21 protein-coding genes and 1 other RNA gene are annotated in these 23,215 nt (G+C 70.2%); 14 read left to right on the top strand and 8 right to left on the bottom strand.

Annotation, left to right across the window (positions count from 1 at the left end; translation table 11 throughout):
• The first annotated feature begins 2 nt into the window (after positions 1-2).
• Together AB0B58_RS33725 and raiA are read left to right on the top strand one after the other, a co-directional pair.
• Complete coding sequence (locus AB0B58_RS33725; RefSeq protein WP_360232182.1) at positions 3-812, top strand: phosphoribosyltransferase family protein; 810 nt, start codon at positions 3-5, stop codon at positions 810-812.
• Between the two features lie 244 nt (positions 813-1,056).
• The gene (gene raiA / locus AB0B58_RS33720; protein ID WP_360232179.1) at positions 1,057-1,674 is read left to right on the top strand and encodes a ribosome hibernation-promoting factor, HPF/YfiA family; all 618 of its coding nucleotides are present in this window, start codon (positions 1,057-1,059) and stop codon (positions 1,672-1,674) included.
• 42 nt (positions 1,675-1,716) lie between these two features.
• On the opposite strand, the gene AB0B58_RS33715 is transcribed toward raiA, so the two are convergent.
• Together AB0B58_RS33715 and AB0B58_RS33710 are read right to left on the bottom strand one after the other, a co-directional pair.
• On the bottom strand, positions 1,717-2,850 hold the full coding sequence (locus AB0B58_RS33715) for a GNAT family N-acetyltransferase (RefSeq protein ID WP_360232176.1): 1,134 nt from the start codon (positions 2,848-2,850) through the stop codon (positions 1,717-1,719).
• Positions 2,847-4,004, bottom strand: a complete 1,158-nt coding sequence (locus AB0B58_RS33710; protein ID WP_360232173.1) for a GNAT family N-acetyltransferase — start codon at positions 4,002-4,004, stop codon at positions 2,847-2,849. The genes AB0B58_RS33715 and AB0B58_RS33710 overlap by 4 nt, the downstream gene beginning before the upstream one ends.
• Before the next feature lie 184 nt (positions 4,005-4,188).
• On the opposite strand from AB0B58_RS33710, the gene secA reads away from it, so the two are divergent.
• Entirely contained in the window at positions 4,189-7,083 is a 2,895-nt protein-coding gene (secA, locus tag AB0B58_RS33705) for a preprotein translocase subunit SecA (RefSeq protein ID WP_360232170.1), read from the top strand.
• 129 nt (positions 7,084-7,212) lie between these two features.
• On the opposite strand, the gene AB0B58_RS33700 is transcribed toward secA, so the two are convergent.
• The 3 genes from AB0B58_RS33700 to AB0B58_RS33690 form a co-directional block, all read right to left on the bottom strand.
• On the bottom strand, positions 7,213-7,794 hold the full coding sequence (locus tag AB0B58_RS33700; RefSeq protein WP_360232167.1) for an Rv3235 family protein: 582 nt from the start codon (positions 7,792-7,794) through the stop codon (positions 7,213-7,215).
• A 108-nt stretch (positions 7,795-7,902) separates the two neighbouring features.
• Positions 7,903-8,115 carry a helix-turn-helix domain-containing protein gene (locus tag AB0B58_RS33695; protein WP_360232425.1) on the bottom strand — a complete coding sequence of 71 codons (213 nt, stop codon included), beginning with the start codon at positions 8,113-8,115 and terminating at the stop codon, positions 7,903-7,905.
• Between the two features lie 26 nt (positions 8,116-8,141).
• Positions 8,142-8,648: an Lrp/AsnC family transcriptional regulator gene (locus tag AB0B58_RS33690; RefSeq protein WP_360232164.1), complete on the bottom strand. Its 507-nt coding sequence runs from the start codon at positions 8,646-8,648 to the stop codon at positions 8,142-8,144.
• A 93-nt stretch (positions 8,649-8,741) separates the two neighbouring features.
• On the opposite strand from AB0B58_RS33690, the gene AB0B58_RS33685 reads away from it, so the two are divergent.
• Together AB0B58_RS33685 and AB0B58_RS33680 are read left to right on the top strand one after the other, a co-directional pair.
• Complete coding sequence (locus AB0B58_RS33685; protein WP_360232161.1) at positions 8,742-9,164, top strand: rhodanese-like domain-containing protein; 423 nt, start codon at positions 8,742-8,744, stop codon at positions 9,162-9,164.
• Between the two features lie 138 nt (positions 9,165-9,302).
• Positions 9,303-9,764, top strand: coding sequence for a DUF6912 family protein (locus tag AB0B58_RS33680; RefSeq protein WP_360232422.1), 462 nt, complete (start codon positions 9,303-9,305; stop codon positions 9,762-9,764).
• Between the two features lie 5 nt (positions 9,765-9,769).
• Here the strand turns inward: AB0B58_RS33680 and AB0B58_RS33675 are convergent, their stop codons facing one another.
• Positions 9,770-10,825: a hypothetical protein gene (locus tag AB0B58_RS33675; RefSeq protein WP_360232158.1), complete on the bottom strand. Its 1,056-nt coding sequence runs from the start codon at positions 10,823-10,825 to the stop codon at positions 9,770-9,772.
• A 126-nt stretch (positions 10,826-10,951) separates the two neighbouring features.
• On the opposite strand from AB0B58_RS33675, the gene pruA reads away from it, so the two are divergent.
• The 9 genes from pruA to ssrA all read left to right on the top strand — a co-directional run bounded on the left by pruA (position 10,952) and on the right by ssrA (position 19,412).
• Complete coding sequence (gene pruA / locus AB0B58_RS33670) at positions 10,952-12,580, top strand: L-glutamate gamma-semialdehyde dehydrogenase (RefSeq protein WP_360232419.1); 1,629 nt, start codon at positions 10,952-10,954, stop codon at positions 12,578-12,580.
• A 277-nt stretch (positions 12,581-12,857) separates the two neighbouring features.
• A complete protein-coding gene (locus AB0B58_RS33665) occupies positions 12,858-13,373 on the top strand; it encodes a PadR family transcriptional regulator (RefSeq protein WP_360232155.1) in 516 nt (171 codons plus the stop codon).
• A 65-nt stretch (positions 13,374-13,438) separates the two neighbouring features.
• Positions 13,439-14,551 (top strand): peptide chain release factor 2, encoded by a 1,113-nt coding sequence (gene prfB, locus AB0B58_RS33660; protein WP_360232152.1) that lies wholly within the window; start codon positions 13,439-13,441, stop codon positions 14,549-14,551.
• Between the two features lie 164 nt (positions 14,552-14,715).
• The gene (ftsE, locus tag AB0B58_RS33655; RefSeq protein ID WP_184997442.1) at positions 14,716-15,396 is read left to right on the top strand and encodes a cell division ATP-binding protein FtsE; all 681 of its coding nucleotides are present in this window, start codon (positions 14,716-14,718) and stop codon (positions 15,394-15,396) included.
• A gap of 63 nt (positions 15,397-15,459) precedes the next feature.
• On the top strand, positions 15,460-16,335 hold the full coding sequence (gene ftsX / locus AB0B58_RS33650) for a permease-like cell division protein FtsX (RefSeq protein WP_360232148.1): 876 nt from the start codon (positions 15,460-15,462) through the stop codon (positions 16,333-16,335).
• Positions 16,336-16,457: 122 nt separating this feature from the next.
• Positions 16,458-17,720, top strand: a complete 1,263-nt coding sequence (locus AB0B58_RS33645; RefSeq protein WP_360232146.1) for a M23 family metallopeptidase — start codon at positions 16,458-16,460, stop codon at positions 17,718-17,720.
• Between the two features lie 73 nt (positions 17,721-17,793).
• Positions 17,794-18,270: an SsrA-binding protein SmpB gene (smpB, locus tag AB0B58_RS33640; RefSeq protein WP_360232143.1), complete on the top strand. Its 477-nt coding sequence runs from the start codon at positions 17,794-17,796 to the stop codon at positions 18,268-18,270.
• 46 nt (positions 18,271-18,316) lie between these two features.
• Positions 18,317-18,979, top strand: coding sequence for a cellulose binding domain-containing protein (locus AB0B58_RS33635; protein ID WP_360232140.1), 663 nt, complete (start codon positions 18,317-18,319; stop codon positions 18,977-18,979).
• A gap of 54 nt (positions 18,980-19,033) precedes the next feature.
• Positions 19,034-19,412, top strand: a transfer-messenger RNA (tmRNA) gene (ssrA, locus tag AB0B58_RS33630).
• A gap of 332 nt (positions 19,413-19,744) precedes the next feature.
• On the opposite strand, the gene AB0B58_RS33625 is transcribed toward ssrA, so the two are convergent.
• Both AB0B58_RS33625 and AB0B58_RS33620 read right to left on the bottom strand, forming a co-directional pair.
• A complete protein-coding gene (locus tag AB0B58_RS33625; protein ID WP_360232137.1) occupies positions 19,745-21,685 on the bottom strand; it encodes an EAL domain-containing protein in 1,941 nt (646 codons plus the stop codon).
• Positions 21,682-23,031 (bottom strand): extracellular solute-binding protein, encoded by a 1,350-nt coding sequence (locus AB0B58_RS33620; protein WP_360232134.1) that lies wholly within the window; start codon positions 23,029-23,031, stop codon positions 21,682-21,684. Before AB0B58_RS33620 ends, AB0B58_RS33625 begins: the two co-directional genes overlap by 4 nt.
• Between the last annotated feature and the right edge of the window lie 184 nt (positions 23,032-23,215).

The raw sequence follows: 23,215 nt of genomic DNA, 5'->3' as shown, positions 1-23,215 counted from the left end.
GGTTGTCCGTTCTGGGCGCCGACCTCGCCGACCTGATCCTGCCGGCCGCCTGCGCCGGCTGCGGCGCCGAACGGGTGCCGCTGCGCTTCGGGACGTGTGCCGCCTGCGCGGCCGCGCTGGAGGCCCTGACGCCCTTTCCGACGGCCCCGGTGCCCCCGCCGCCCGGCATGCCCGCCTGCACGGCCGTCGGGGCGTACGAGGGCGCGCTGCGGGGCGTGCTGCTGGCGTACAAGGAACGGGGCCGGCACCGGCTCGCCGGGCCGCTGGGCGCGCTGCTCGCCGTGGCGGTCGCCCGGATCGCGCCCCGGGGTGTGCCCGTGTGGCTGCTGCCGGTGCCGTCGACGGCGAGCGCGGTCCGCGAGCGGCACGGCGACCACATGGCGCGGCTCGCCACACACGCCGTGCGACGGCTGCGCGCGGCGGGCTGGAACGCTGGTGTCGGCTGGCCGCTGCGGGCGCTGCCGCGACCTGACTCCACGTCACTGGATGTAGCGGCCCGCGCCACCGCGGCTGAGAATTCGCTGCGAATCAGGGGTACTCGGATCCGCGTTTTGCGACGCCGACCGACGATGAGAGGCACCCTGATAGTGGTTGACGACATCGTCACGACCGGGGCCACACTGGCAGCGGTCACAAGTCGTCTCCGGGAGGCGAATATGCAGGTCACGGGTGCTGCGGTGCTGGCGGCGACGAGGCTGCGAAGCGGCCGGGTGCCCTCCGGGGTCCGGGCTGTCGCCGGGGCACCACCAGGGCCGAAAGTCCTCGGGTCCGTTCCCCGAACGAGGGGTGACGGGCGGCCTTCGGCAGGTTAGCGTCTTGGTGACGAGGGTAAGCGTCCGCACTTACCCGCCACCGGCGCGAAACCGGCGTTCCCCTACAAAAGGGTCCGGCCCGCCGCACCGGAAAGGAGTGTCCTCGTAAGCCGATTCGGTCTGATGCGTGGCTCGCTCCATGATCCGGGCATCGCCGAAACCAGCACACCGCGTCGTAGTACGGCGCCCGCGGCACCCCGTCGTGAGGGCGCCCGCATGAACGAAACGTTGGGGGAGGTCACGAGTGGACATTGTCGTCAAGGGCCGCAACGTAGAGGTTCCCGACCATTATCGGGAACATGTCGCCGACAAACTGGCTAAGGTCGAACGCTACGACCAGAAGCTGATCAGAGTCGACGTGGAACTCTTCCACGAACGCAATCCCCGGCAGTCCGACAACTGCCAACGCGTGGAGATCACCGTCGTGACGCGCGGACCGGTGATCCGCGCGGAGGCCACCGCCAAGGACTTCTATGCGGCGCTCGACGTCGCCATCAACAAGCTTGACGGACGCCTGCGGCGCGCGGCAGACCGGCGCCGCGTACACCGTGGACGGCACGCGCCGGTATCCGTCGCGGCCGCCACCGCCGGACTCCCCACCGACCTGCCGAGCCTGAACTCGGACGGGGATTCGCACCTGGCGACCGACCTGATGGAACACGACGACAGCCAGCCCTGGCGCATCGTGCGGGAGAAGGAACACTCCGCCGACCCGATGACCGTCGACGACGCCCTCTTTCAGATGGAGCTCGTCGGCCACGATTTCTACCTGTTCCATGACAAGGAGAGCGGCCGGCCCAGCGTCGTCTACCGGCGTCGCGGGTACGACTACGGCATTCTCAGCCTCGAGAGCACGGGATAGCTGAGAAGAAGCCCTCTGGCTGGCGTGCGGCAATCCCGCGCGTCAGCCGTCGAGGCGCGCACCGTCCCGCAGCAGATCCTCTGCCAGCAGCGCGAACTGCACGTCGTCGTTGCGCCGGCCGTCGTTGCCCGGCAGCCGCGACCGCAGGTACGCCTCGCGCTTGAAGCCCGCCTTCTCCAGTACCCGCTGCGAGCCCAGGTTCGTGGGCAGCGCGCCGGCGATCAGCCGCGCGATGCCCGTCTCGGCGAACGCCCACAACGAGACGAGCTGGGCCGCCCGGGTGGGGTAGCCGCGCCCGCGCCAGGCCGGCATCATGCTGTAGCCGATCATCGCCTGCCCGGTGCGCGCCTCCTGGTAGTACAGCCCGATCTCGCCGGCTGGCGTGCCGGTGGCGGTGTCGACGATGATCAGGTCGGCGCGGTCGCCGGCCAGCCAGTGCGACTGTGCCCAGTCGCAGCGCCGGCGCATCTCCTCGCGGCTGGGCGCCACCGGCGGCACGGTCGTCGCCACGACGTCCGCCAGGCTGTGCAGCTCGGTGTAGAAGTCCACATCGCCCGGGACCAGCGGCCGCAGCGTCACCACGCCGTCGGTCAGCTCGCCGCCGGGCAGGTCGGGCAGCAGCCGCGTGACGGGCCCGGGCTCGTCGCCGGCCAGCCGTGCGTAGGCCAGCAGGTCGTCACGCCCGCCGTCGCGGTTGGGCAGCACGCCGCGGCGCAGGCCCTCGGGCCGGAAGCCGTTGGCGAGCGCGACCCGCTGGCTGGGCACGTTCTCCCGGTGGGTCAGCAGCTCGATGCGCTCCATGCCGGTGTGGAACGAGTGCTCGGTGAGCGCCCGCACGGCCGCGGTCGCCACGCCGTGCCCGCGCGCCCACGGGCCGACCCAGTAGCCGAGCTCCGCCTGGCCCCGGTTCGGCACCACCTTGTCCAGGCCGACGCCGCCGAGCAGGCGGTCGGTGGCTGGGTCGGCGATCGCGTAGAGCCCGCCGCCGTGTGTGAACATGCCGGGCGCGACGTCGCTGACGTAGGACTCCGCCTGTGCGCGCGTGAACGGCACCGGCAGCGGCGGCAGGAAGCGCCGCACCGCCGGGTCGCCGTACCCGGCCAGCAGGTCGTCGACGTCGCGTTGCGCGAAGCCGCGCAGGCGCACGCCCTCGCCCCGGATAGTGGGAACGATCATGTCGACTCACCCTTCAACAGCGAACCGACCCAGCAGTCCCGCCGTAGCCCGTTGATCTCCAGGGCCTGCCGCAGCACGCCCTCCACGGTGAAGCCTGCCTTCTCCGCGGCCCTTCTCGATGCATGGTTGCCCACCTCGGCGCGCCACTGGATGCGGGCCAGCCCCAGCGCCTCGAAACCCCAGCCGCAGACGGCCCGGATCGCGGCGGGCGCGTAGCCGCGGCCCCGGGCCCACGGCGAGACCAGGAAACCGACCTCGCCGACCGACGGATCCTCCGGACGGATCCGGAGGTCGACCGAGCCCGCGTACGCGTCGGCCTCGTCCGCGATCGCGAATACCGCCTCCGCGCCCCGGGCCCACCTGCCGGGCACGTTACGGCCGACGTGCTCGCCGGCGTCGGCCTCCGTGTACGGCTGCGGCACCGCGAACCAGCGGACGACGTCGGGGTCGCTGCGGGACGCCACGATGCGGGACAGGTCGCGGTGGTCCGGCGGCCGCAGGGTCAGGCCGCCGGCGGACAGCCTCGGGTGCGCCGCGCCGAACGTGTGCGCCGCCCGGCGTACGTGATCGGGAACGTCCGTGCCCGCGGCGGTGAGGTCGCCGGGCAGCAGGGCCGCCAGCCACCTGTCCCGGCCGGCGCCGCCGGCGGGCCGCTCGCCGATCATCCGGAAGCCGAGCCGGAGCGCGGTCAGCCGGGAGGCGTGGTTGCCGATCGTGGCACGCCAGTCGACGCGGGCCAGGCCCAGCCCGTCGCCGAAGGCCCACTCCAGCAGCGCCCGGGCGGCGCGCTCGGTGACCCGGTGGCCACGCGCCCAGGGCGCGGACCAGTAGCCGAGCTCGGCCGTTGCGGCGTCGCGGTCGACGGCGTTCAGCGCGACGCTGCCGGCCAGCCCGTGTTCGCCGCCGGTCGCCGGGGAGGATTCGCCGGCCTCCGGGGAGAAGATTCCGAGGTGCAGGGCGGTGCCCGCGGCCAGCAGGCGCGGCGCGAGGTCGCCGACGAAGCTCGCGGCGTGTTCCGCCTCGTACGGCCAGGGCAGCCCGGAGACCCTGCGGTGCAGCTCGGGGTCCTGACACGCGCGGTGCACGGCCCGGGCGTCCTCCGGCCGCCAGGGCCGCAGGAGCAGTTCGCCGGCGCGGATCTGGACCGTCTCCACGCGGTCATCCTGCCCCGACACGCCCCGGGCCGCCAAAAGGTTGCAGCGGTCCCGATGATGCGCTCTCAGCGAACTTCTTGCCCCTTTTAGACCCCTTTGTGAGTTTAGTAGGAGGCTCGGGTCACGGTCGCCCAGAGAAGACGCCTACGATGGTTCGGCAGACCGTCTAGGGGAGCGTTGACCCGTGTCGATTTTGGAAAAATTCCTACGCGCCGGCGAAGGCCGCATGGTGCGACGGCTCAAGGCGATCGCTAACGCGGTCAACTCGATCGAGGACGAGTACACCGAGCTCAGTGATGACGAGCTGCGGGAGTGGACCCAGCAGTTCAAGGAGCGGTACGCCGACGGCGAATCGCTCGACTCGCTGCTCGTCGAGGCGTTCGCGGTGGCCCGCGAGGGTGCCCGGCGGGTGCTCGGCCAGCGGGCGTACGACGTCCAGCTGATGGGCGGTGCCGCCCTGCACTTCGGCAACATCCCCGAGATGAAGACCGGTGAGGGCAAGACCCTGACCGGCGTGTTCCCCGCCTACCTCAACGCATTGAGCGGCGACGGGGTGCACATCATCACGGTCAACGACTACCTCGCGCAGCGCGACGCCGAGTGGGTCGGCCGGGTGCACGTCTTCCTCGGCCTGACCGTCGGCGTGATCCTGCCGAACCGGCCGGCCGCCGAGCACCGCGCGGCCTACGAGTGCGACATCACGTACGGCACCAACAACGAGTTCGGCTTCGACTACCTGCGCGACAACATGGCGTGGTCGGCGAGCGAGCTGGTTCAGCGTGGCCACAACTACGCCATCGTCGACGAGGTCGACTCGATCCTCATCGACGAGGCCCGTACCCCGCTGATCATCTCCGGACCGGGCGAGCACTCCGCCCGCTGGTACGGCGAGTTCGCGGCCCTGGTCGGCCGCCTGCAGAAGGGCACGGACGGCGAGGGCGACTACGAGGTCGACCAGGCCAAGCGCACGGTCGCGATCACCGAGCGCGGCGTCGCCCGGGTCGAGGACCGGCTCGGCATCGACAACCTGTACGAGTCGGTGAACACGCCGCTGGTGGGCTACCTGAACAACGCCATCAAGGCCAAGGAGCTCTACCGCAAGGACAAGGACTACATCGTCGACGAGAACGGCGAGGTCCTGATCGTCGACGAGTTCACCGGCCGCATCCTGCACGGCCGGCGCTACAACGAGGGCATGCACCAGGCCATCGAGGCGAAGGAGGGCGTGGAGGTCAAGCAGGAGAACCAGACCCTGGCGACCGTCACGCTGCAGAACTACTTCCGGCTCTACGACAAGCTCGGCGGCATGACCGGTACGGCGCAGACCGAGGCCGGCGAGTTCAACCAGGTCTACAAGGTCGGCGTCGTCTCCATCCCGACCCACCGCCCGATGATCCGCATCGATCACCCGGACGTCATCTACAAGACCGAGAAGGCCAAGTTCAACGCGGTCATCGAGGACATCGCCGAGCGGCACGCGACGGGCCAGCCGGTCCTCGTCGGCACGGTCTCGGTGGAGAACTCCGAGATCCTCTCGACGCTGCTGCGCAAGCGCGGCATCCCGCACAGCGTGCTGAACGCGAAGTTCCACGCGCAGGAGGCGACGATCATCGCCCAGGCGGGCCGCAAGGGCGGGGTCACGGTCGCCACCAACATGGCGGGCCGCGGCACCGACATCCTGCTCGGCGGCAACCCCGAGTTCCTCGCGGCGAGCGAGCTGCACCAGCGCGGCCTCGACCCGGTCGAGGACCCGGAGGAGTACGCGAAGGTGCTCGAGGAGATCCTTCCGGGCTGGAAGGAGGCCTGCGAGGCCGAGGCCGCCGAGGTCATCGCGGCCGGCGGGCTGTACGTGCTCGGCACCGAGCGGCACGACTCCCGCCGCATCGACAACCAGCTTCGCGGCCGCTCCGGCCGGCAGGGCGACCCGGGTGAGTCCCGGTTCTACCTGTCGCTGCAGGACGACCTGATGAAGCGGTTCCGCGCCGGCGCGGTCGAGGCGGTCATGGACCGCTTCAACATCCCGGAGGACGTGCCCATCGAGTCGAAGATGGTCACCCGCCAGATCCGCAGCGCGCAGACCCAGATCGAGGGCCAGAACGCGGAGATCCGCAAGAACGTCCTCAAGTACGACGAGGTGCTGAACAAGCAGCGCATGGTCATCTACGCCGAGCGCAAGCGGGTGCTCGACGGCGAGGACATGCACGACCAGGCCCAGCACATGATCAACGACGTGGTCGCGGACTACGTCACGGCGGCCACCTCCGAGGGCTACGCGGAGGACTGGGACCTGGACCAGCTCTGGGTCAGCCTCAAGCGCCTCTACCCGGTCGGCGTCACGGTCGACGAGCTCGTCGAGGAGTCCGGCGGCGAGCGCGGCACCCTCGACCAGGAGTTCGTGATCGAGGAGCTGAAGAAGGACGCGCAGGCGGCCTACGAGGCCCGCGAGGAGGAACTCGGCGAGGAGGCGGTCCGCGAGCTCGAGCGGCAGGTGCTGCTCGCGGTGATCGACCGCAAGTGGCGCGAGCACCTCTACGAGATGGACTACCTGCAGGAAGGCATCAGCCTGCGGGCGTACGCCCAGCGCGACCCGGTGGTCGAGTACCAGCGCGAGGGCTTCGACATGTTCAACCAGATGATGGAGGGCATCAAGGAGGAGGCCGTCGGCTTCCTCTTCAACCTCGAGGTGCAGGTCGAGGAGGCGCCCACCGTCACGGTCGACCCGTCGCAGGCGGTTCCGCTGCCGGGCTCGCAGTCGGCCGACGAGTCCCGCGTCGAGGTACGCGCCAAGGGGCTGGGCGGCAACCGCCGTCCGCAGGCGCTGCAGTACACGGCTCCCACGATCGACGGTGCGGCGGGAGCGGGCGCTCCGCAGGTCCAGCAGGAGCAGCAGGCTCCGGCCCTCGGCATCGGCGGTTCTCCGATCGTGCCGGCCGGGCCCGCGCACACCTCCGCCAGCCGGGCCGCCCGGACGTCCTCGGGTCAGGCCGAGGCGAGCAACGGCCCCTCGCGGAACGCGCCCTGCTACTGCGGCTCGGGCAAGAAGTACAAGCGCTGCCACGGCGCTCCCGGCGCCGTCTGATCCTCGATCGCTCGACCGGCCCGCAGGCGCGTCTCGCCTGCGGGCCGTTCTGTCGCCGCCATCGCGGCGCGAGGGGTGAGTCCCAGGGCGGCCGCCGCCTGCCGTGCTCGGCGGACGCCCCGGGGGCTCTCAGAGCAGGCGGAGCGTCGTCGCCACCCAGGACGCCTCGTGCAGCTCCAGGCGCAGGGCCATGGCCCAGGTCCGGTCGCCGATCATCAGGACCACCGCCGCCTCCACCGCGCCCGCGCGGGGCTCGCAGAGCCGCAGCCTCAGGACGGCCACCGGGGCCGGGCGACGGGGCCGGGTCCGGCCGGGGGACGCCCGCCTGACCCCGGCCACCCGCTGTGCGCCCGAGAGGCCCTCCGCCACCACCGTGGCGGCCTCGCGGGGCTGGGAGAGCCGGCGGAGGTGGGCCGGCGGACGGTAGCCGTTGAACACCTCGACGCACATCTTGACGAAGCGGCGGACCGCCAGCTTGGCGTCAGCGGAGACGCCGGAGACGACGGTGCGGATCACCGGGGGCGGGGGCGCCGCGGTCCCGGCCGGGCGGGCGTCGCCCGCGATCAGGTGGGCCCAGTCGAGGGCGAGTTGGTCCGGCGACGTCCAGCTCGCCGGGTCCCGCTCGTCGTCGAAGAGCGGCTCGCGGCGGGGCGCCGGGCGGAGTCTGATCGCCGGTCTGGGGCCCTGCCTCGTCACCTCGACCGTCGACATGCGCCCGCCAATCCTTGCGTTTGCTTTCGTTTGCCTGTGATAGCGAGTCTGACGCGGCGGGTCGAGGCGCGTCAATGCCAGGTTCTGGGGCTGTGGACAACCGCCCGCTCAGTCGGGGTCGCGCTCGGTGAGCGGATTGTTCTCGACCCAGGAGGCGGTCTCGGCGTATTTCTGCTCGATGTACTGTTCGAGCCGGGCGCGCTCCACCCGCCACTGGCCGCGCCCGCCGATCTTGATCGCGGGGAGTTCGCCGCTGCGGACCATGTGGTAGACCTGCGAGTCCGAGACGTTCAGTTCGGCTGCTACGTCGGACAGCAGCATGAACCTGGACTCCACGCCTGATCTCCCTAATCCTGGGTTGACAGTAGTTTGCCACCGTTTGCCTGCGACGGCTGTCCTGGTTCGCCGGCCGCCAGCGCGCGGCCGGGCAGCGGGCTCGAGTAGACGACGCTTGTCGTCACCGCACCGAGGCCCGAGATGCGGCCGGTGACCTCCTCGAGGTGGCGCATCGAGCGGGCCAGCACCTTCAGGACGAAGCAGTCCTCGCCGGTCACGTGGTGCGCCTCGATGATCTCCGGCGTGGTCTCCAGGAGGGCGTTGAACGGCCGGTAGTTGCCGGTCGGATAGCGCAGCCGGACGAAGGCCATCACGTGCAGTCCGACGCGTTCGGGGTCCACCGCGGCGCGGTAGCCGGCGATGACCCCGGCCTCCTCGAGGCGGCGGACCCGCTCGGCCACGGCGCTGGGGGACATCGCCACGACCCGGGCGAGGTCGGCGTACGAGGCCCGGCCGTCGCGCTGGAGCTCCTCCAGGAGACGCCAGTCCGTACGGTCGAGCGTGGGATCCACGGGCATGGCGGGAAACTACCGTTGATTCGAGCGCGGGAGCAATCCATCGCAGTGGTCAGGCCGTGCCCCGGAGGCCGCCGCGTCAATAGCGTTTGGGTCATGAAGATGACCCCCGAGCGGGCCGCCGAGCTCTTCGCCGAGCGGCTCGCCACGCAGACCGATGTGACGGACGTGCACGCCGCGATGGCGACACCGGCGCCCGGCTTCGTTCTCGTCGACTCCCGATCGGCCGCCGCATGGGCGCAGGGGCACGTGCCCGGCGCGGTGCACCTGCCGGTCGCCGACATCGACGGGCGGGCCGCCGAGCTGCTCGATCCGACGGTCCCGGTGGTGACGTACTGCTGGGGGCCCGGGTGCAACGGGGCCACCCGGGCCGCGCTCGCGCTCTCGCTGCGGGGCTACCAGGTCCGGGAGATGATCGGCGGCACCGAGTACTGGGTCCGCGAGGGGTTCTCGTTGCGCACGCCGGCCGGTGACGTGGCGCGGGAGGCCGACCCGCTGGTCATCGCCTGCGGATGCTGAAAAACACCGAAAGGGACACGACCCGGGAAACGTGCCTCCGGTAGCCTCCCCGGCGATGTACTACGGGGACGGGCGATTGCAGGGGGAATAGTGCCGATCACCGATCTGGTCCGGGTCTACGTGCCGGCCACCGTGCCGATGCTGGCCGACATGCGGGTTTCCGGGCAGCTCGGCGCGGGACCGGCGGTGGCGCACGCGGTCACCCCCGCGCTGCGCGAGTGGTACGCGGAGGGCGACGAGGAGGAGCTGGAGTACGTGGCGTTCACCCGCGCCGCGCAGGCCGCCCTGCAGCTCCTGCGGCACGACCCCGGTGCGCCGCGCCGCCGGGTGGTCGTCTCGGCCGACGTCGCCGCGACCGCACTGGTGCGCGAGGACGTCGAGCTGGGGTCCAGCACGGTCCGGCTGCCGCAGGCGATCTCGCTGAAGGAGGTCGCGTCGATACACGTCGACGGCGTGGGCGCCGCGGAGGAGGTCGGCGCGGCCGCCGACGTGGTCGAGGAGGCCCTGGCCGGCGATCCCGACGCCCAGTTCACCGTTGACGGGGCCGAGGACCACGAGCTCGAGTGGTACGCCGTCAGCGAGCTCGACGAGCTGCTCTGACCCTGTCAGTCGTCCTTGCCCGAGGGCACCGTCTGCGGTTCGTCGGCGCGGGCGGCCCGCTCGATCTCGTCGGGGTCGCCCACGGCGCCGGGCGCCGCCGGGTCGTCCTCGGGCGCCGCCGTCGCGTCGTCCGCCTCCGCCGCGGTGCCCATGGTCCGGCCCACCGCGATGATCGCCGTGAACGCGCCGACGAAGGTGACGATCAGGGCGCTGTTGAGGCGCGAGACGCTCAGCATCTGCTGCACGGTCAGCTCCAGCTCGCTGACCTTGCCGGCCAGCTCGAGCACGCGGGAACCGGCCGTGCGGGTGAGCACCTCGCCGGCCACCAGCAGCAGGCCCGGGCCCGCGCCGGCGAGGGCGTACAGCGGCCAGCCGACGTCGGCCCCGCCGCTGCGGCGCCGGGCGCGGCGCAGCACGCGATAGGCCACCACGGCGCCCGCCAGGCCGCCGATGACGGACTGGACGAGGGTGAACCAGCCGGCCGCGCCGGCCTGTGACTCGGCGGTGTCGCCGGAGCCCAGCACCGGCAGCAGCGCGTCCTGCACGTAGCTGAGCACGAAGCCGACGACGAAGACGGCCACCGCGCCCCAGCACGCCGCTGCGGTCACCCGGGGGTAGCGCAGGCCGCCGAGGGCCCCGCCGATCGTGGCCGCGGCCGCGACGGTGCCGCCGACCACCGCGTACAGCCAGCCCTCGGTGTTGATCGTGATGATCGACAGCGCGCCCAGCGCGCCGATGGCCAGCCCGGTACCGGTCGCGATGACGAAGCGGACGGTGACGCTCCGGGCGCGGCCCGAGCGGGTCACTAAGGCGAGGACGGCGAGCGCGACGGCCGCGCCCGCGACGAGGCTCGCGGAGACCGCGCCGGGCATCGCGTACGCGGTGGAGGTCACCTCCATCTCGGCGTCCGCGCGGCTGGTGATCGTCGCCCTCGCGGACCACAGCATCGCGATCATCCAGACGGCGCCGACGGCCGCCAGCAGCACGCCGTTCGAGGGCGCCCGTTCCGCTCCTTCCTGAGCGTTTCCGGCCGCCTTGACCTCGCTGTCCGCCTCATTCATGGGCCTCAGGGTACGCGGCCCGCGGTGCGCCCTGAGGCCCCGGCCAGGGCGTTCGCTGCGTGCGAGGATGGAGCACGACACACGATGTCAGCACCAGCGAGAACCCACGAGGTCGAGGAGTACGTGATGGATGCCCTGCTTGCCGTGCCGGAGCCGAGGAACGAACCGGTTCGCAGCTATGCACCCGGCAGCCCCGAGCGGGCCTCGCTGCGCTCGCGTCTGGACGCGATGGCCGGCGAGCGGCTGGACCTGACCATGACGATCGACGGCGCCCGCACGATGGGCGGCGGCGACAGGATCGACGTCGTCCAGCCGCACAAGCACAGCCACGTGCTCGGCGTGACCGGCAACGCCACCCACGCGGACGCCACCGCGGCCGTGGCGGCCGCCAAGCGCGCGGCGCCGGGCTGGCGTGCCCTGCCGTTCAGCGAGCGCGCCGCGGTCTTCCTGCGCGCCGCCGAGCTGCTGGCCGGCGGCTGGCGCGACACGCTCAACGCCGCGACGATCCTGGGCCAGTCGAAGTCCGTGCACCAGGCGGAGATCGACGCCGCCTGCGAGCTGATCGACTTCCTGCGCTTCAACGCCGCGTTCGGCGAGCGGATCCTCGGCGAGCAGCCGCAGTCGTCGCCCGGCGTCTGGAACCGCTTCGACCACCGCCCGCTCGAGGGCTTCGTCTACGCGATCACCCCGTTCAACTTCACCGCGATCGCGGGCAACCTGCCCTCGGCGCCCGCGCTGATGGGCAACACGGTCGTCTGGAAGCCGTCGCCGACCCAGCAGCTCTCGGCGCACTTCACCATGCGGCTCTTCGAGGCGGCAGGCCTGCCGCCCGGCGTCATCAACATGGTCACCGGCGACGGGCTCGCCGTCTCCGACGTCGTGCTGACCGACCCGGACCTGGCCGGCATCCATTTCACCGGCTCGACGGCCACCTTCCGGCACCTGTGGCGCGAGGTCGGGTCGAACATCGACCGTTACAAGACGTACCCGCGGCTGGTCGGCGAGACCGGCGGCAAGGACTTCGTCTTCGCGCACGCCAGCGCCGACGCCGACATGCTGCACACCGCGCTGATCCGCGGCGCGTACGAGTACCAGGGCCAGAAGTGCTCCGCCGCCTCGCGGGCCTATGTGCCCCGCTCCATCTGGGAGGGCGGCCTGCGCGACCGGCTCGCGGCCTCCGTCGCGTCCATCCGGTACGGCGACGTCACCGACCTGTCCACCTTCGGCGGAGCGGTGATCGACGGCCGGGCGTTCGCCAAGCACGCCGCCGCCCTCGACCGGATCAAGAACAGCTCCTCCTGCACCGTGCTGGCGGGCGGCACGGCCGACGACAGCGAGGGCTTCTTCGTCGCGCCCACGCTGGTGGAGTCCTCCGACCCGGCGCACGAGCTGTTCACGACGGAGTACTTCGGGCCGATCCTCGGCGTGCACGTCTACGACGACGGCGGCTTCGAGAGTGCGGTCGCGCAGGCCGAGGCCGTGTCCCCGTACGCGCTGACGGGCTCCATCTTCGCCACCGACCGCACCGTGGTCGACTGGGCCGCCGGCGCGCTGCGCAACGCGGCGGGCAACTTCTACATCAACGACAAGCCGACCGGGGCGGTCGTCGGGCAGCAGCCCTTCGGCGGAGCCCGGGGCAGCGGCACGAACGACAAGGCCGGCTCGGTGCTGAACCTGCACCGATGGGTCTCGCCCCGGACGATCAAGGAAACCTTCGAGGCGCCGACCGACTGGCGTTATCCCCATATGGGTTGATTGTCGCGTTTATGGGCCGCTGCGTGTTCTTCACGTGGCGGCCCGCCGCGATCCGGCCCAAGTTCCGAGGCCTTTGTGGTGGTTATCGCCCTGCAGCGCCGTCTGACCGTTTTCGTGAACCATTGTACCGCGCGACAGTGCTCCACACCGGAAAAACGCCCGGTCCCGACACTCGTGGTCGGACTGTCTGTGCGGGACAGTCGCTTGTGGAGACGCAAATTGGACGGATCGGGCGAAATCCTGGACGCCGAGACGACAAAGTGGCAGCTTAGAAGGCATGCCCGACTCTCAAATCAATCCCACGGCTGCCGCCCTACTGGGCCTGCTCCACGAGGGCCCGATGACCGGTGGACAGCTCATGGCGGCTGCCGAACGCCGCCTCGGGCCGTACTGGTCGATGACGCGGAGCCAGGTCTACCGCGAATTGCCGGTGCTCGCCGAGATGGGCTTCGTCCGCCTCGGCAAGCCGGGACCACGGTCCAGTCAGCCCTATGCAATCACCGCCGCCGGCAAGCGTGCCTTCAGCCGGTGGCTCGCCGAGGCCCCGGGCCGCGACGCGATCCGGAATCCGGTCGCACTGCGGGTCGCCTTCGGCCAGCAACACTCCGGCAACCAGCTCAAGACGCTCTACACGGGCGCCAACGAGTACCACTCCGAGGCCCTCGTGATGGCGCGGGAGCAGGCCAAGGAGGCCAAGAAGGCGGGCGACGCGTACGGCGCGGCCGCCCTCGAGTTCGCGGTCGCGTACCACAAGGCGGCCCTGAGCTGGCTCAAGGTTGCTCCTGCCGAGTAAACCGGATTCACGAACTACCGGCCGCCCGGCCGGTCAACCGGCCGGGCGGCGTATTCTCGACAGTCGTGAGTGCAGCCGACTTTCCTGAACAGCTCAAAGCCCTCGACGCCACCCTGCGCAACATCGAGAACGTCCTTGATGTGGACAAGCTGCGCCGTGACCGGGTGGAGCTCGAGGAGCAGGCCTCCGCCCCCGACCTGTGGGACGACCAGGCGCGCGCCCAGGAGGTCAACTCCCGGCTCTCGTACCTGACCGGTGAGATCTCCCGGATGGAGCGCCTGCGGCAGCGCATCGACGACGCGGAGCTGCTGCTCGAGATGGCGCAGGACGCGGGCGACGAGGACTCGATCGCCGAGGTCGGCCAGGAGCTCGTGTCGCTGACCAAGGCCGTCGAGGAGATGGAGGTCCGCACCCTGCTCTCCGGCGAGTACGACTCCCGCGAGGCCGTCGTGGCCATCCGCGCGGGCGCCGGGGGCGTTGACGCCGCCGACTTCGCCGAGATGCTCATGCGGATGTACCTGCGCTGGGCCGAGCGCCACGGGTACCCGACGGAGGTCTACGAGACGTCCTACGCCGAGGAGGCGGGCCTCAAGTCGGCCACCTTCGCCGTCAAGGTCCCGTACGCGTACGGGACGCTCAGCGTGGAGTCGGGCACCCACCGGCTGGTCCGGATCAGCCCGTTCGACAACCAGGGCCGCCGGCAGACCAGTTTCGCCGGCGTCGAGGTCATGCCGGTGGTCGAGCAGACCGACCACATCGACATTCCGGACAACGAGATGCGGGTCGACGTCTACCGTTCGTCGGGGCCTGGTGGACAGAGCGTTAACACCACCGACTCGGCTGTTCGTCTCACGCACATTCCGACGGGCATCGTCGTGACGTGTCAGAACGAGAAATCACAGCTTCAGAACAAGGCCTCCGCCATGCGCGTGCTTCAGGCTCGGCTGCTCGAGCGCAAGCGCCAGGAGGAGGAGGCGAAGATGGCCGGCCTCAAGCAGGACACCACCGGATCTTGGGGCGACCAGATGCGCAGCTACGTCCTGCACCCGTACCAGATGGTCAAGGATCTGCGCACTGAGCAGGAGACGGGCAACCCATCGTCGGTCTTCGACGGTGAGCTCGACGAGTTCATCGAGGCCGGCATCCGGTGGCGCAAGCAGACCCAGATCAAGGGCTGATGCGCGGGCGACACGCCGCCTGAACGAACGGTCAGGCGGCGCCCGCCGGGACGGTGGACCGGACTGTCCGCACGGGGGACTGTCGCCACGTCGGCATCATCCGCACGAAAATCCAGTGACCGCCGGGGTTGGAGTTTTCGTTACACCGCGTAGACTCACGACCCGTGATTCAGCTCGAGAACGTGACGAAGACGTATCCGAAGGCGTCTCGGCCGTCGTTGGACGATGTCAGCGTCGGTATCGAGAAGGGTGAGTTCGTCTTCTTCATCGGCCCCTCCGGTTCCGGCAAGTCGACGATCATCAAGCTCCTGCTGCACGAGGTGGCACCCTCGCGCGGCAGAGTCGTGGTGAACGCGAAGGATGTCACCACGATGCGGTCGTGGAAGATCCCGCACTTCAGGCGCTCGATCGGCTGTGTGTTCCAGGACTTCCGCCTGCTGCCCAACCGCACCGCGTACGAGAACGTGGCGTTCGCCCTCGAGGTGATCGGCAAGACCAAGGCCGTCGCCCGCCGGGTGGTGCCAGAGGTTCTCGAACTCGTCGGACTGGGCGGCAAGGAGCACCGCTACCCGCACGAATTGTCGGGTGGTGAGCAGCAGCGCGTCGCCGTGGCGCGGGCGTTCGTGAACCGGCCGCTGATCCTGCTGGCCGACGAGCCCACCGGTAACCTCGACCCCGACACCTCCATCGAGATCATGCGACTGCTGGACCGGATCAACCGGACCGGCACGACGGTCGTGATGGTCACCCACGACTCCAATATCGTCAACCAGATGCGCCGCCGGGTCATCGAGATCGAGAGCGGCCGGATCGTTCGCGACCAGGCTCGCGGCGTGTACGGCTGACAGCCGGGCCCCGCCCCCCATTGCTTTTTGATGTAAGCCGCGGAGTCCCGGAAGGAACCCCCGATGCGTTTCAAGTACGTCCTCAACGAGGTGCTGGTCGGCCTGTGGCGCAACGTCACGATGACCATCGCCATGATCATCACCATGTCGGTCTCCCTGACCATGCTCGGCGCCAGCGTGCTGATGTACATGCAGGTCGACCAGATGAAGACTTACTACTACGGTGAGATCGAGGTCTCGATCTTCCTGCGTGAGGACGTCACCGAAGCGCAGCGCACCGCGATCAACCAGGCGATCGACGCCGACCCCCTGGTGCTCAAGAAGACCTACGAGACGCGGGCGCAGGCGTTCGAGAAGTTCAAGGTGCTCTGGCGCGACTCGCCCGACTTCGTGAAGTCGGTCGGCCCGGACAGCCTGCCGGAGTCGTTCCGGGTCAAGCTGAAGGATCCGGAGCAGTTCCGGGTGTTCTCGGAGCAGATCAAGAATCTTCCGGGCATCCAGGACATCGTCGATCAGCGTGAGTTGCTGGACAAGGTCTTCAAGATCTTCAACGCGATCCAGGTGATGGCCCTGGTGGTGGCCGGCTTCATGGCGCTGGCGGCGCTGCTGCTGGTCGGAAACACCATCCAGGTGGCGGCATACAGCAAGCGGCGCGAAGTCGCGGTCATGAAGCTCGTGGGTGCCTCTAACTGGTTCATCCAGGCGCCGTTCGTGCTCGAGGCGGTGGTGGCAGGCCTGATCGGCGCGGTCCTGGGCTTCGTGTTCATCTTCGTCGGCAAGGTCGTGCTGCTGGACGGCAGGCTGCAGGCGCTGACGAACGTGCTCACGCCGATCCCGAACGGCAACGTGTGGCTGATGTTGCCGCTGCTGGCGGGGGTCGGCGCCGGCGTAAGCGCGATCACCGCCTGGATCACCCTGCGGTTCTATCTGAAGGTCTGAGGCCTTCGGCTCGCTGATCGCCGCGCGTCCCCTCCGGGGGATGCGCGGCGATTGTGGTTTTTCGGCGTTTAACGGCATGAACTCTTAAATTGTCACTAATAGTCGGAGTACGGTGACTCTTCGTGGAGTCCTCTCACCGTCGACATCGCCGGTTCACCGCCGCCCTGGCCGCCTGTCTGAGCGCGCTCTGCACCGCCGGGCTGGCGCTCGCCGCACCCGCGCCCGCCGCCGCCGACCCGAACGACGACGCCAGACGCGCCGCGCGCGCCGTGAACCGCGCGGAGGCGATCCTCGAGGCCGCCACCGTCACCGCCCGCAGCGCCGCCCGGCGCCTCGAGGCCGTGACCGCCGCGCTGCCCGCGGCCCGCAACAAGGTCGCCGTCTCCCGCGGCATCGTCGTCGCCGCCTCGGTCGAGGCCGGTACCGCCCGCCGCCGCGCCGACGTCGCCCGCGCCACCTACGGCCGGGCCGCCGGACGCTTCGAGCAGGCGCAGAAACGCTTCGACGAGGCACACGACCGGGTCGGCGAGATCGCCGCCGCGTCGTACATGGGCGGCAACTTCGCCGCCATCAACGTCCTCGTCGGCGCCCGCGGCCCGCAGGACGCCATGGACCGCCTCGGCATGATCGACCAGGTCATGCGGAAGCAGCAGGAGAGCGTCGACCAGTTCCTTGCGGCGCGCCGGGAGGCCCGTACCGAACAGGACAAGGCCGGGCTCGCCAAGCGGGCGGCCGAGGAGACCGAGCAGCGGGCCGCCGAGCGGCTCGCGGCCGCCAAAACCGCCCAGGTCGCCGCCCAGCAGGCCCGCGCCGCCGTCATCAGGCTGGCGCAGAGCCGCCGCGCGGCGCTGACCACCGCCCGGTCCCAGCGCGCCGCCGTCCTCGCCCGGTACGAGGCCGCCCAGGCCGAGGAGGCCCGCATCCAGGACGCGCTGCGTGACTGGGACAAGAAGACCGGTCACGGTGCGTACCTCGGCGGCAAGCTGCTGATGCCCGTCCACGGGTGGAAGTCCAGCGACTTCGGCACCCGCTTCGACCCGTACTACCGGGTCTGGCAACTGCACGCCGGCACGGACTTCGCCGCCGGCGGCGGCACCCCGATCCACGCGGCGGCGAGCGGCCGGGTCGTGCAGGCCGGCTGGAACGGCGGGTACGGCAACTACACGTGCATCAACCACGGCAGGAAGCAAGGCAGGGGCTTCTCCACCTGCTACGGCCACCAGTCCAAGATCCTCGTGCACGTCGGCGAGTTCGTCCGGCGCGGCGAGGTCATCGGCCGGGTCGGCACCACCGGCGCCTCCACGGGCTTCCACCTGCACTTCGAGACGCGCCTCGGCGGCACGCCCAAGAACCCGCTCAACTTTTTACCCGGATGCCTCTGCTGAGGGTCCGCGGGTAACATTCGGGAGGTCCGGCCGATCGGCCGGACCTTTCGTTTGATACCCGCAGGGAGCACCGATGCCACGCGAACAGGGGCGCAAGGTCGTGGCCTCGAACCGCAAGGCACGGCACGACTACGCCATCCTCGACACCTACGAGGCCGGCATGGTGCTGACCGGCACCGAGGTCAAGTCGCTGCGCGCCGGCCGGTCGTCGCTGGTCGACGCGTTCGGCCACGAGAACCACGGCGAGATCTTCCTGCACGGGATGCACATCCCGGAGTACACCCAGGGCACCTGGACCAACCACGAGCCCCGCCGCGTGCGCAAGCTGCTGCTCAAGCGCGCCGAGATCCACAAGCTGCTGGGCAAACTCCGCGAGGAGGGCCTCACGCTCGTGCCGCTCTCGGTCTACTTCAACAACGGGTACGCGAAGGTCGAGCTCGGCCTGGCCAAGGGCAAGAAGTCGTACGACAAGCGCCAGGACCTCGCCAGCCGGGACGCCCAGCGCGAGATCAACAAGGCGATGGGCCGCCGTAGCAAAGGCATGGACTGACGGGTAATGTCGCCGCGGCCCACCCGTCGCGCGAAGGGACCGCAGTTTGTCCGCCAAGCACTCCACCCCCTATCCCCTGCGGCGGTACGGCTTCATCGGCGGGGCGTCGACACTCCTCGTGGTCATGGTCGCGTGGGTGGCCGTGCGGGCGGTCGGCCCGATCCAGGAAGAGAACCGGACGCCGCTGATGGTGCAGCCCACCATCGCCGTCGCGGACAACGGCCCCTCGGTGATCCCCCTGAGCTCGCACGCGGCGTCGAAATCCGCCGCGCCCGCCCGCTCCGCGGGCAAGAGCACCTCGCCGACCCCGTCCAGGTCCCCGGTTCGCACGACGGCCGCGCCGAAGCCGACCGAGAAGGCGACGACCAAGCCGCCGGTGAAGTCGCCGCCGGCCGCGTCCTTCACCGCCCGGTACTCGGTGGGTGCCAGCTGGGAGCGGGGCTTCGTCGCCTGGGTGCGCGTGACGAACACAGGCAAGACGGCCCGCAACTGGACCGTGACCATCACCCACGACTCGCGGGCCGAGGTCCGGATCACCAACGCCTGGAACGCCCAGCTCGACCGCCGCGGCGACACCAACGTGCTGACCGGCGGCCCGCTGGCGCCAGGCGCCTCCTTCAGCTTCGGCTTCGAGGCGACCAAGCAGGTCAGAAGCAGGATCCAGCCCACCGGATGCACGGTCGACGGCACGCCGTGCCGGCTGGACTGATACCGGAGTGAACCCTCGGCCCGGACGCGTTAGAGTTGTGCGGGTACACAACTGGGGGGTGACTGGTTTCGACTTCGTACGTGGAGACAGGGGAAGCGAGCCGAGGAAGCCGACGTCGTCTCGAGAATCGGTCGTCGGAAATTTATAAGCGCCAAGCAGAATAGCGCTGACTCGTACGCTCTCGCCGCCTGAGGCGAGTAGCGGAGTCTGTCGGTCTGGGAGTACCTCCGGCCCAGTAACCGGCATCAGCTAGGAGGTTGGCCAACCGGACCCGGTCGCGGGGTCCGTGCGGCGAGATTAATCAGCGACTGGGCCCGTCACGGCAACTTGCTCACGTGATCGCCGGGGTCGAGTAGAGGCATAGTGAGCTGCGCTCGGAGAAGCCCTGACAAAACAGCGAAGGACCCGGGTTCGATTCCCGGCACCTCCACGAGGTCCTGAGGCCCTCCTGTCCGCGGAAAGCGCGGACCGGGGGGCCTCGTCATGTCTGCTCCGGGGGCCGAGCCCCCGGAAACCCCGCGGTGTGGGTGGGGTGCTGGTTGCTGGCCCTTTGCGCCGGGTGTGGGTGTGGGTGGGGTGCTGGTTGCTGGCCCTTTGCGCCGGGTGTGGGTGTGGGTGGGGTGCTGGTTGCTGACCTTTCGCACCGGGTGCGGTGGTGGTGGTGCCGGCCGCCGGGGTGACCCGGTTCTCCGGCCTGGCAGCGCGAGCCCACGCGGCATCGAAGACGCGGCACCGAAACTGGAAACGCGTCCATGATCGGCGTCATCACACGACCATCGCGGCGGCGGGTCTGCTCAGCAGTTCCTCGAAGGCGTCCGGCGGCATCGGCTTCGCGAAGAAGTACCCCTGGCCGTAACGGCAGCCGAAGTCCCGGACCCGGCGCGCCTGCTCCGCGGTCTCGATTCCCTCCGCGATGGTCTCCAGGCCGAGTAGTTCACCGAAGCGCAGTACCGCCTCGCAGACGCCGTCGTTCGCGGCCACGAACGAGCGGTCGACCTTGAGCTGGTCGACGCAGAACCGCTGCAGGTGGGTGAAGGAGGAGTAGCCCGTACCGAAGTCGTCGAGGGCCACCCCGACGCCGAGGGCGCGCAGGCGCTCCACCTGCGTCGCGACCAGCTCACCGTCGTGCATGATCGCCGACTCGGTGATCTCCAGCATCAGTGCCGACGGCGGCAGCCCGGCGGCCTCGATCGCGGAACGGACCTCCTCGACGATCGCCCGATGGTGCAGCTGGTGCACGGACAGGTTGACGCTGATCACGAAGTCGGCGACGGAACGGTCGGCGATCCACCGGGCCGCCTGCGCGCAGGCCTGGGTGAGCACCAGCCGGCCCAGAGGCAGGATCAGACCGCTCGCCTCGGCGACCGGCAGGAACGCCGCAGGGGACATGATTCCCTGGGTCGGGTGGGCCCAGCGGACGAGCGCCTCCGCGCCGACGATCGCGCCGCTGTCGAGGCTGACGATGGGCTGGTAGGCGAGATGGATCTCGTCGGTCTCCAGTGCCCGCCGCAGATCGACGTCCAGGCCGGCCCGGCTGCCCGCCTGGTCCTGCATGGACTCATCGAAAACGACGAACTGGCCCTTACCGCGCTTCTTGGCCGCGTACATGGCGACGTCGGCCTGGCGCAGCAGATCCGTCGGGTCCCGGTCCGGTCCCGCGACCGCGATCCCGACGCTGCCGCGGGTGAGTACCTGGGTGCCGCCGGTGTCGACCGGTTCGGCGAGTGCGTCGATGATCCGCTGGGCGGCGGTGATAGCCGAGTCCACGTCACCGTTCTCGATCAGGATCGCGAACTCGTCGCCGCCAAGCCGCGCCGCCGTGTCGTCGTCCCGTACCGAAACGCGCAGCCGGCGGGCCACCTCGACGAGCAGTGCATCACCTGCGGCGTGGCCGAGGCTGTCGTTGATCCGCTTGAAGTCGTCGAGGTCGACGAACATGACGACCGGTTCCCCGGTGTGCACGGCCCGCCGCATGCGCTCGATGAAGAGCACCCGATTGGGCAGCCCGGTAAGCGCATCGTGCTCCGCCTGATGCCGGATGATCTCGGCGTTCTCATTGGACAACTGCAGCGCAGCCCGCTCCTGCCGCAGTAGCTCCTCGGCGGCCGAGGCGGCGGCCCGGTGGGCCCGGTCGAATCGGCGCAGCAGGGCTCCGATCATCGCGGCGGTGATGATCATCGCGACGATCAAAACATAGTTGGCCGTGGCGGACGCCTTGCGGGCTTCGGCGGCGGCAGCCGCGGCCTGCCCGGCGATGTGCTCGCTGAGGGCCTTGAGCTGCGGGCCGGTCTTGCTGCGCTCGACCTCGACGGCCTGATCGGTGTTGTCCACGATCAGCAGGTCCTGCCGCTCGTCGAGCACGACGTGGTAGTCGCTGACCAGGCGGCCCAGCTCACGGCTGGTGGCGGCGGGCATGGTCGAGGCCAGTCGGGCCAGGATCTGGCTCTCCCGGCCCCGGATTGCTCCCGTGTCCCGGGCAACCCGTGCTCGGATGCTTGGATCGGCCAGCGTCTTCCACTGCAGGGAGCTCTCCTCGTTGAGCAGCAGCACGAGGTTCTGCAGTCCTGCCGAGGTCTGGTTCTCCGCGACGCCACGCCGGTGGAGGACGATGTTGACGTAGGTGACGAGGGCCAGCAGCACCACCACGACCGCGAGGACGTTCGCCCAACGAGGGTGCCGCCAACGGTGCAGGAGTTTGTGGATCATGACGCTTGCTGGATTGCGTGGCGGACGTCGCCGTCCGCCGTGCGGAGCAGCGCGCGAAGGCGGTCCGCGGGCAGCGGAGCCCCGGACTCGGTGATGGACTCCCAAAGCGTGCTGAAGTCCTTGGTCAGGGCCGCCTCGATGTCCACCCACGCCGCGACCGCGGGGTACTGCCTACCGTCCAGTTGCGCCTGCGCGAACGCCCGGTAGACGGGGTCGGCGTCCAGGCGGGTGCTGCGGGTCACCTCCGTGCGGGCCGGCCAGATTCCCCCCTTGCGGACGACGTACCGCTCCTGGCTGGCGGCTCCGGTGAGGAACCGCACCCATTCGAGGGCCGCTGGGCGGTGTGCCGAGGCCTTGAAGATCGTCAGGTCGCTTCCGCCGAGGAAGGTGAAACGGCCTTTGGGCCCGGCGGGCATCGGTGCGGTCGACCAGCCGGCCCGCAGGCCCGGCCGGTTCGGGTCCCTGCGGAACGTCATCACCGCGTCTGGGCCGTGTGCCATGACGGCGGTCTGTCCATCGGCGAACGCGGAGAGGGCGGCGTCGGAGTTCTTCGCCAGCAGCTCCCGCTTGTTGTAACGGCCCATCAGGCGCTGGTAGTAGTCGATGCCCGCGAACGACTCCGGCGTGGAGAGCAACGGCGTCACGCCGTCCGCGGCCAGCAGATCCCCGCCGGCGCCCCAGATGAACGGGGCCACGTTGTGCACCACGTTCCAGTCGTTCTTCCCAGGCTGGCCGAGCGGGTTGATCCGCCCTTGGCGCTTGATCGCGGCAAGTGTTCGCTCCATCGAGTCCCAGGTGGCGAACGCCTCCGCCGGGTCCAGGCCGAGGCGGCGCAGCACGTCGGTCCGGTAGAACAGCGCCCGGACGTCGACGAACCACGGCACCGCGGTCACCGCATCGCTGCCGACCAGCTTGGTCGCGGTCCAGCTCGCCGGCACGAAAGCCGACCGGCCGCCGAACGAATCCAGCTCCGCCCCGGAGTACGGGGCCAACGCGCCGCTCTGGGACAGTCCGCCCACCCACGTGGTGCCGATCTGCGCGACGTCGGGCGTGTCGCCCCCGGCCGCGGCGGCGCTGATCCGCGTCAGCGCCGCAGCCCAGTCGAGCATGGTCAAATGCACCGTGATGTTGGGGTGCAGGCGGTGGAACTCGTCCGCTTCGGCCTGCATCGACCTCTGGGCCTCGTACCCATTCGGCATGAACCAGAACTTGATGGTCACCGGGGGCGCCGAGGCGGGGTACCCGGTCGCCGCGGTCTCGGGCGCGGCCTCCGTGCGCCGCGCACACGCAGCCGTGCCGAGCAGCAGCACCGGCAACGCGAGCAGCACGGCCGACCGGAGTCGCACGCGTCGGATCAAGTCCCTGGTCTTCACATCTCACCCGTCCCGCTAACCATCCGGCCGGAAAGCTCATCGGCCGCGGCGTTCCGGGCTTTAGGGCGTGTCTCATTTGGATGGTCATGGATCTGCGGCATGATCTCTGATTCGTGATCGAAGACATGGTCCGTACCTGGGCGCCGGACGACCTGTG

The sequence above is a fragment of the Actinoplanes sp. NPDC049118 genome, from assembly GCF_040648555.1.
Taxonomy (GTDB): domain Bacteria; phylum Actinomycetota; class Actinomycetes; order Mycobacteriales; family Micromonosporaceae; genus Actinoplanes.
The sequence above is the reverse complement of the archived record's forward strand: the minus strand, read 5'-3'. Positions and strand labels throughout refer to the sequence as shown.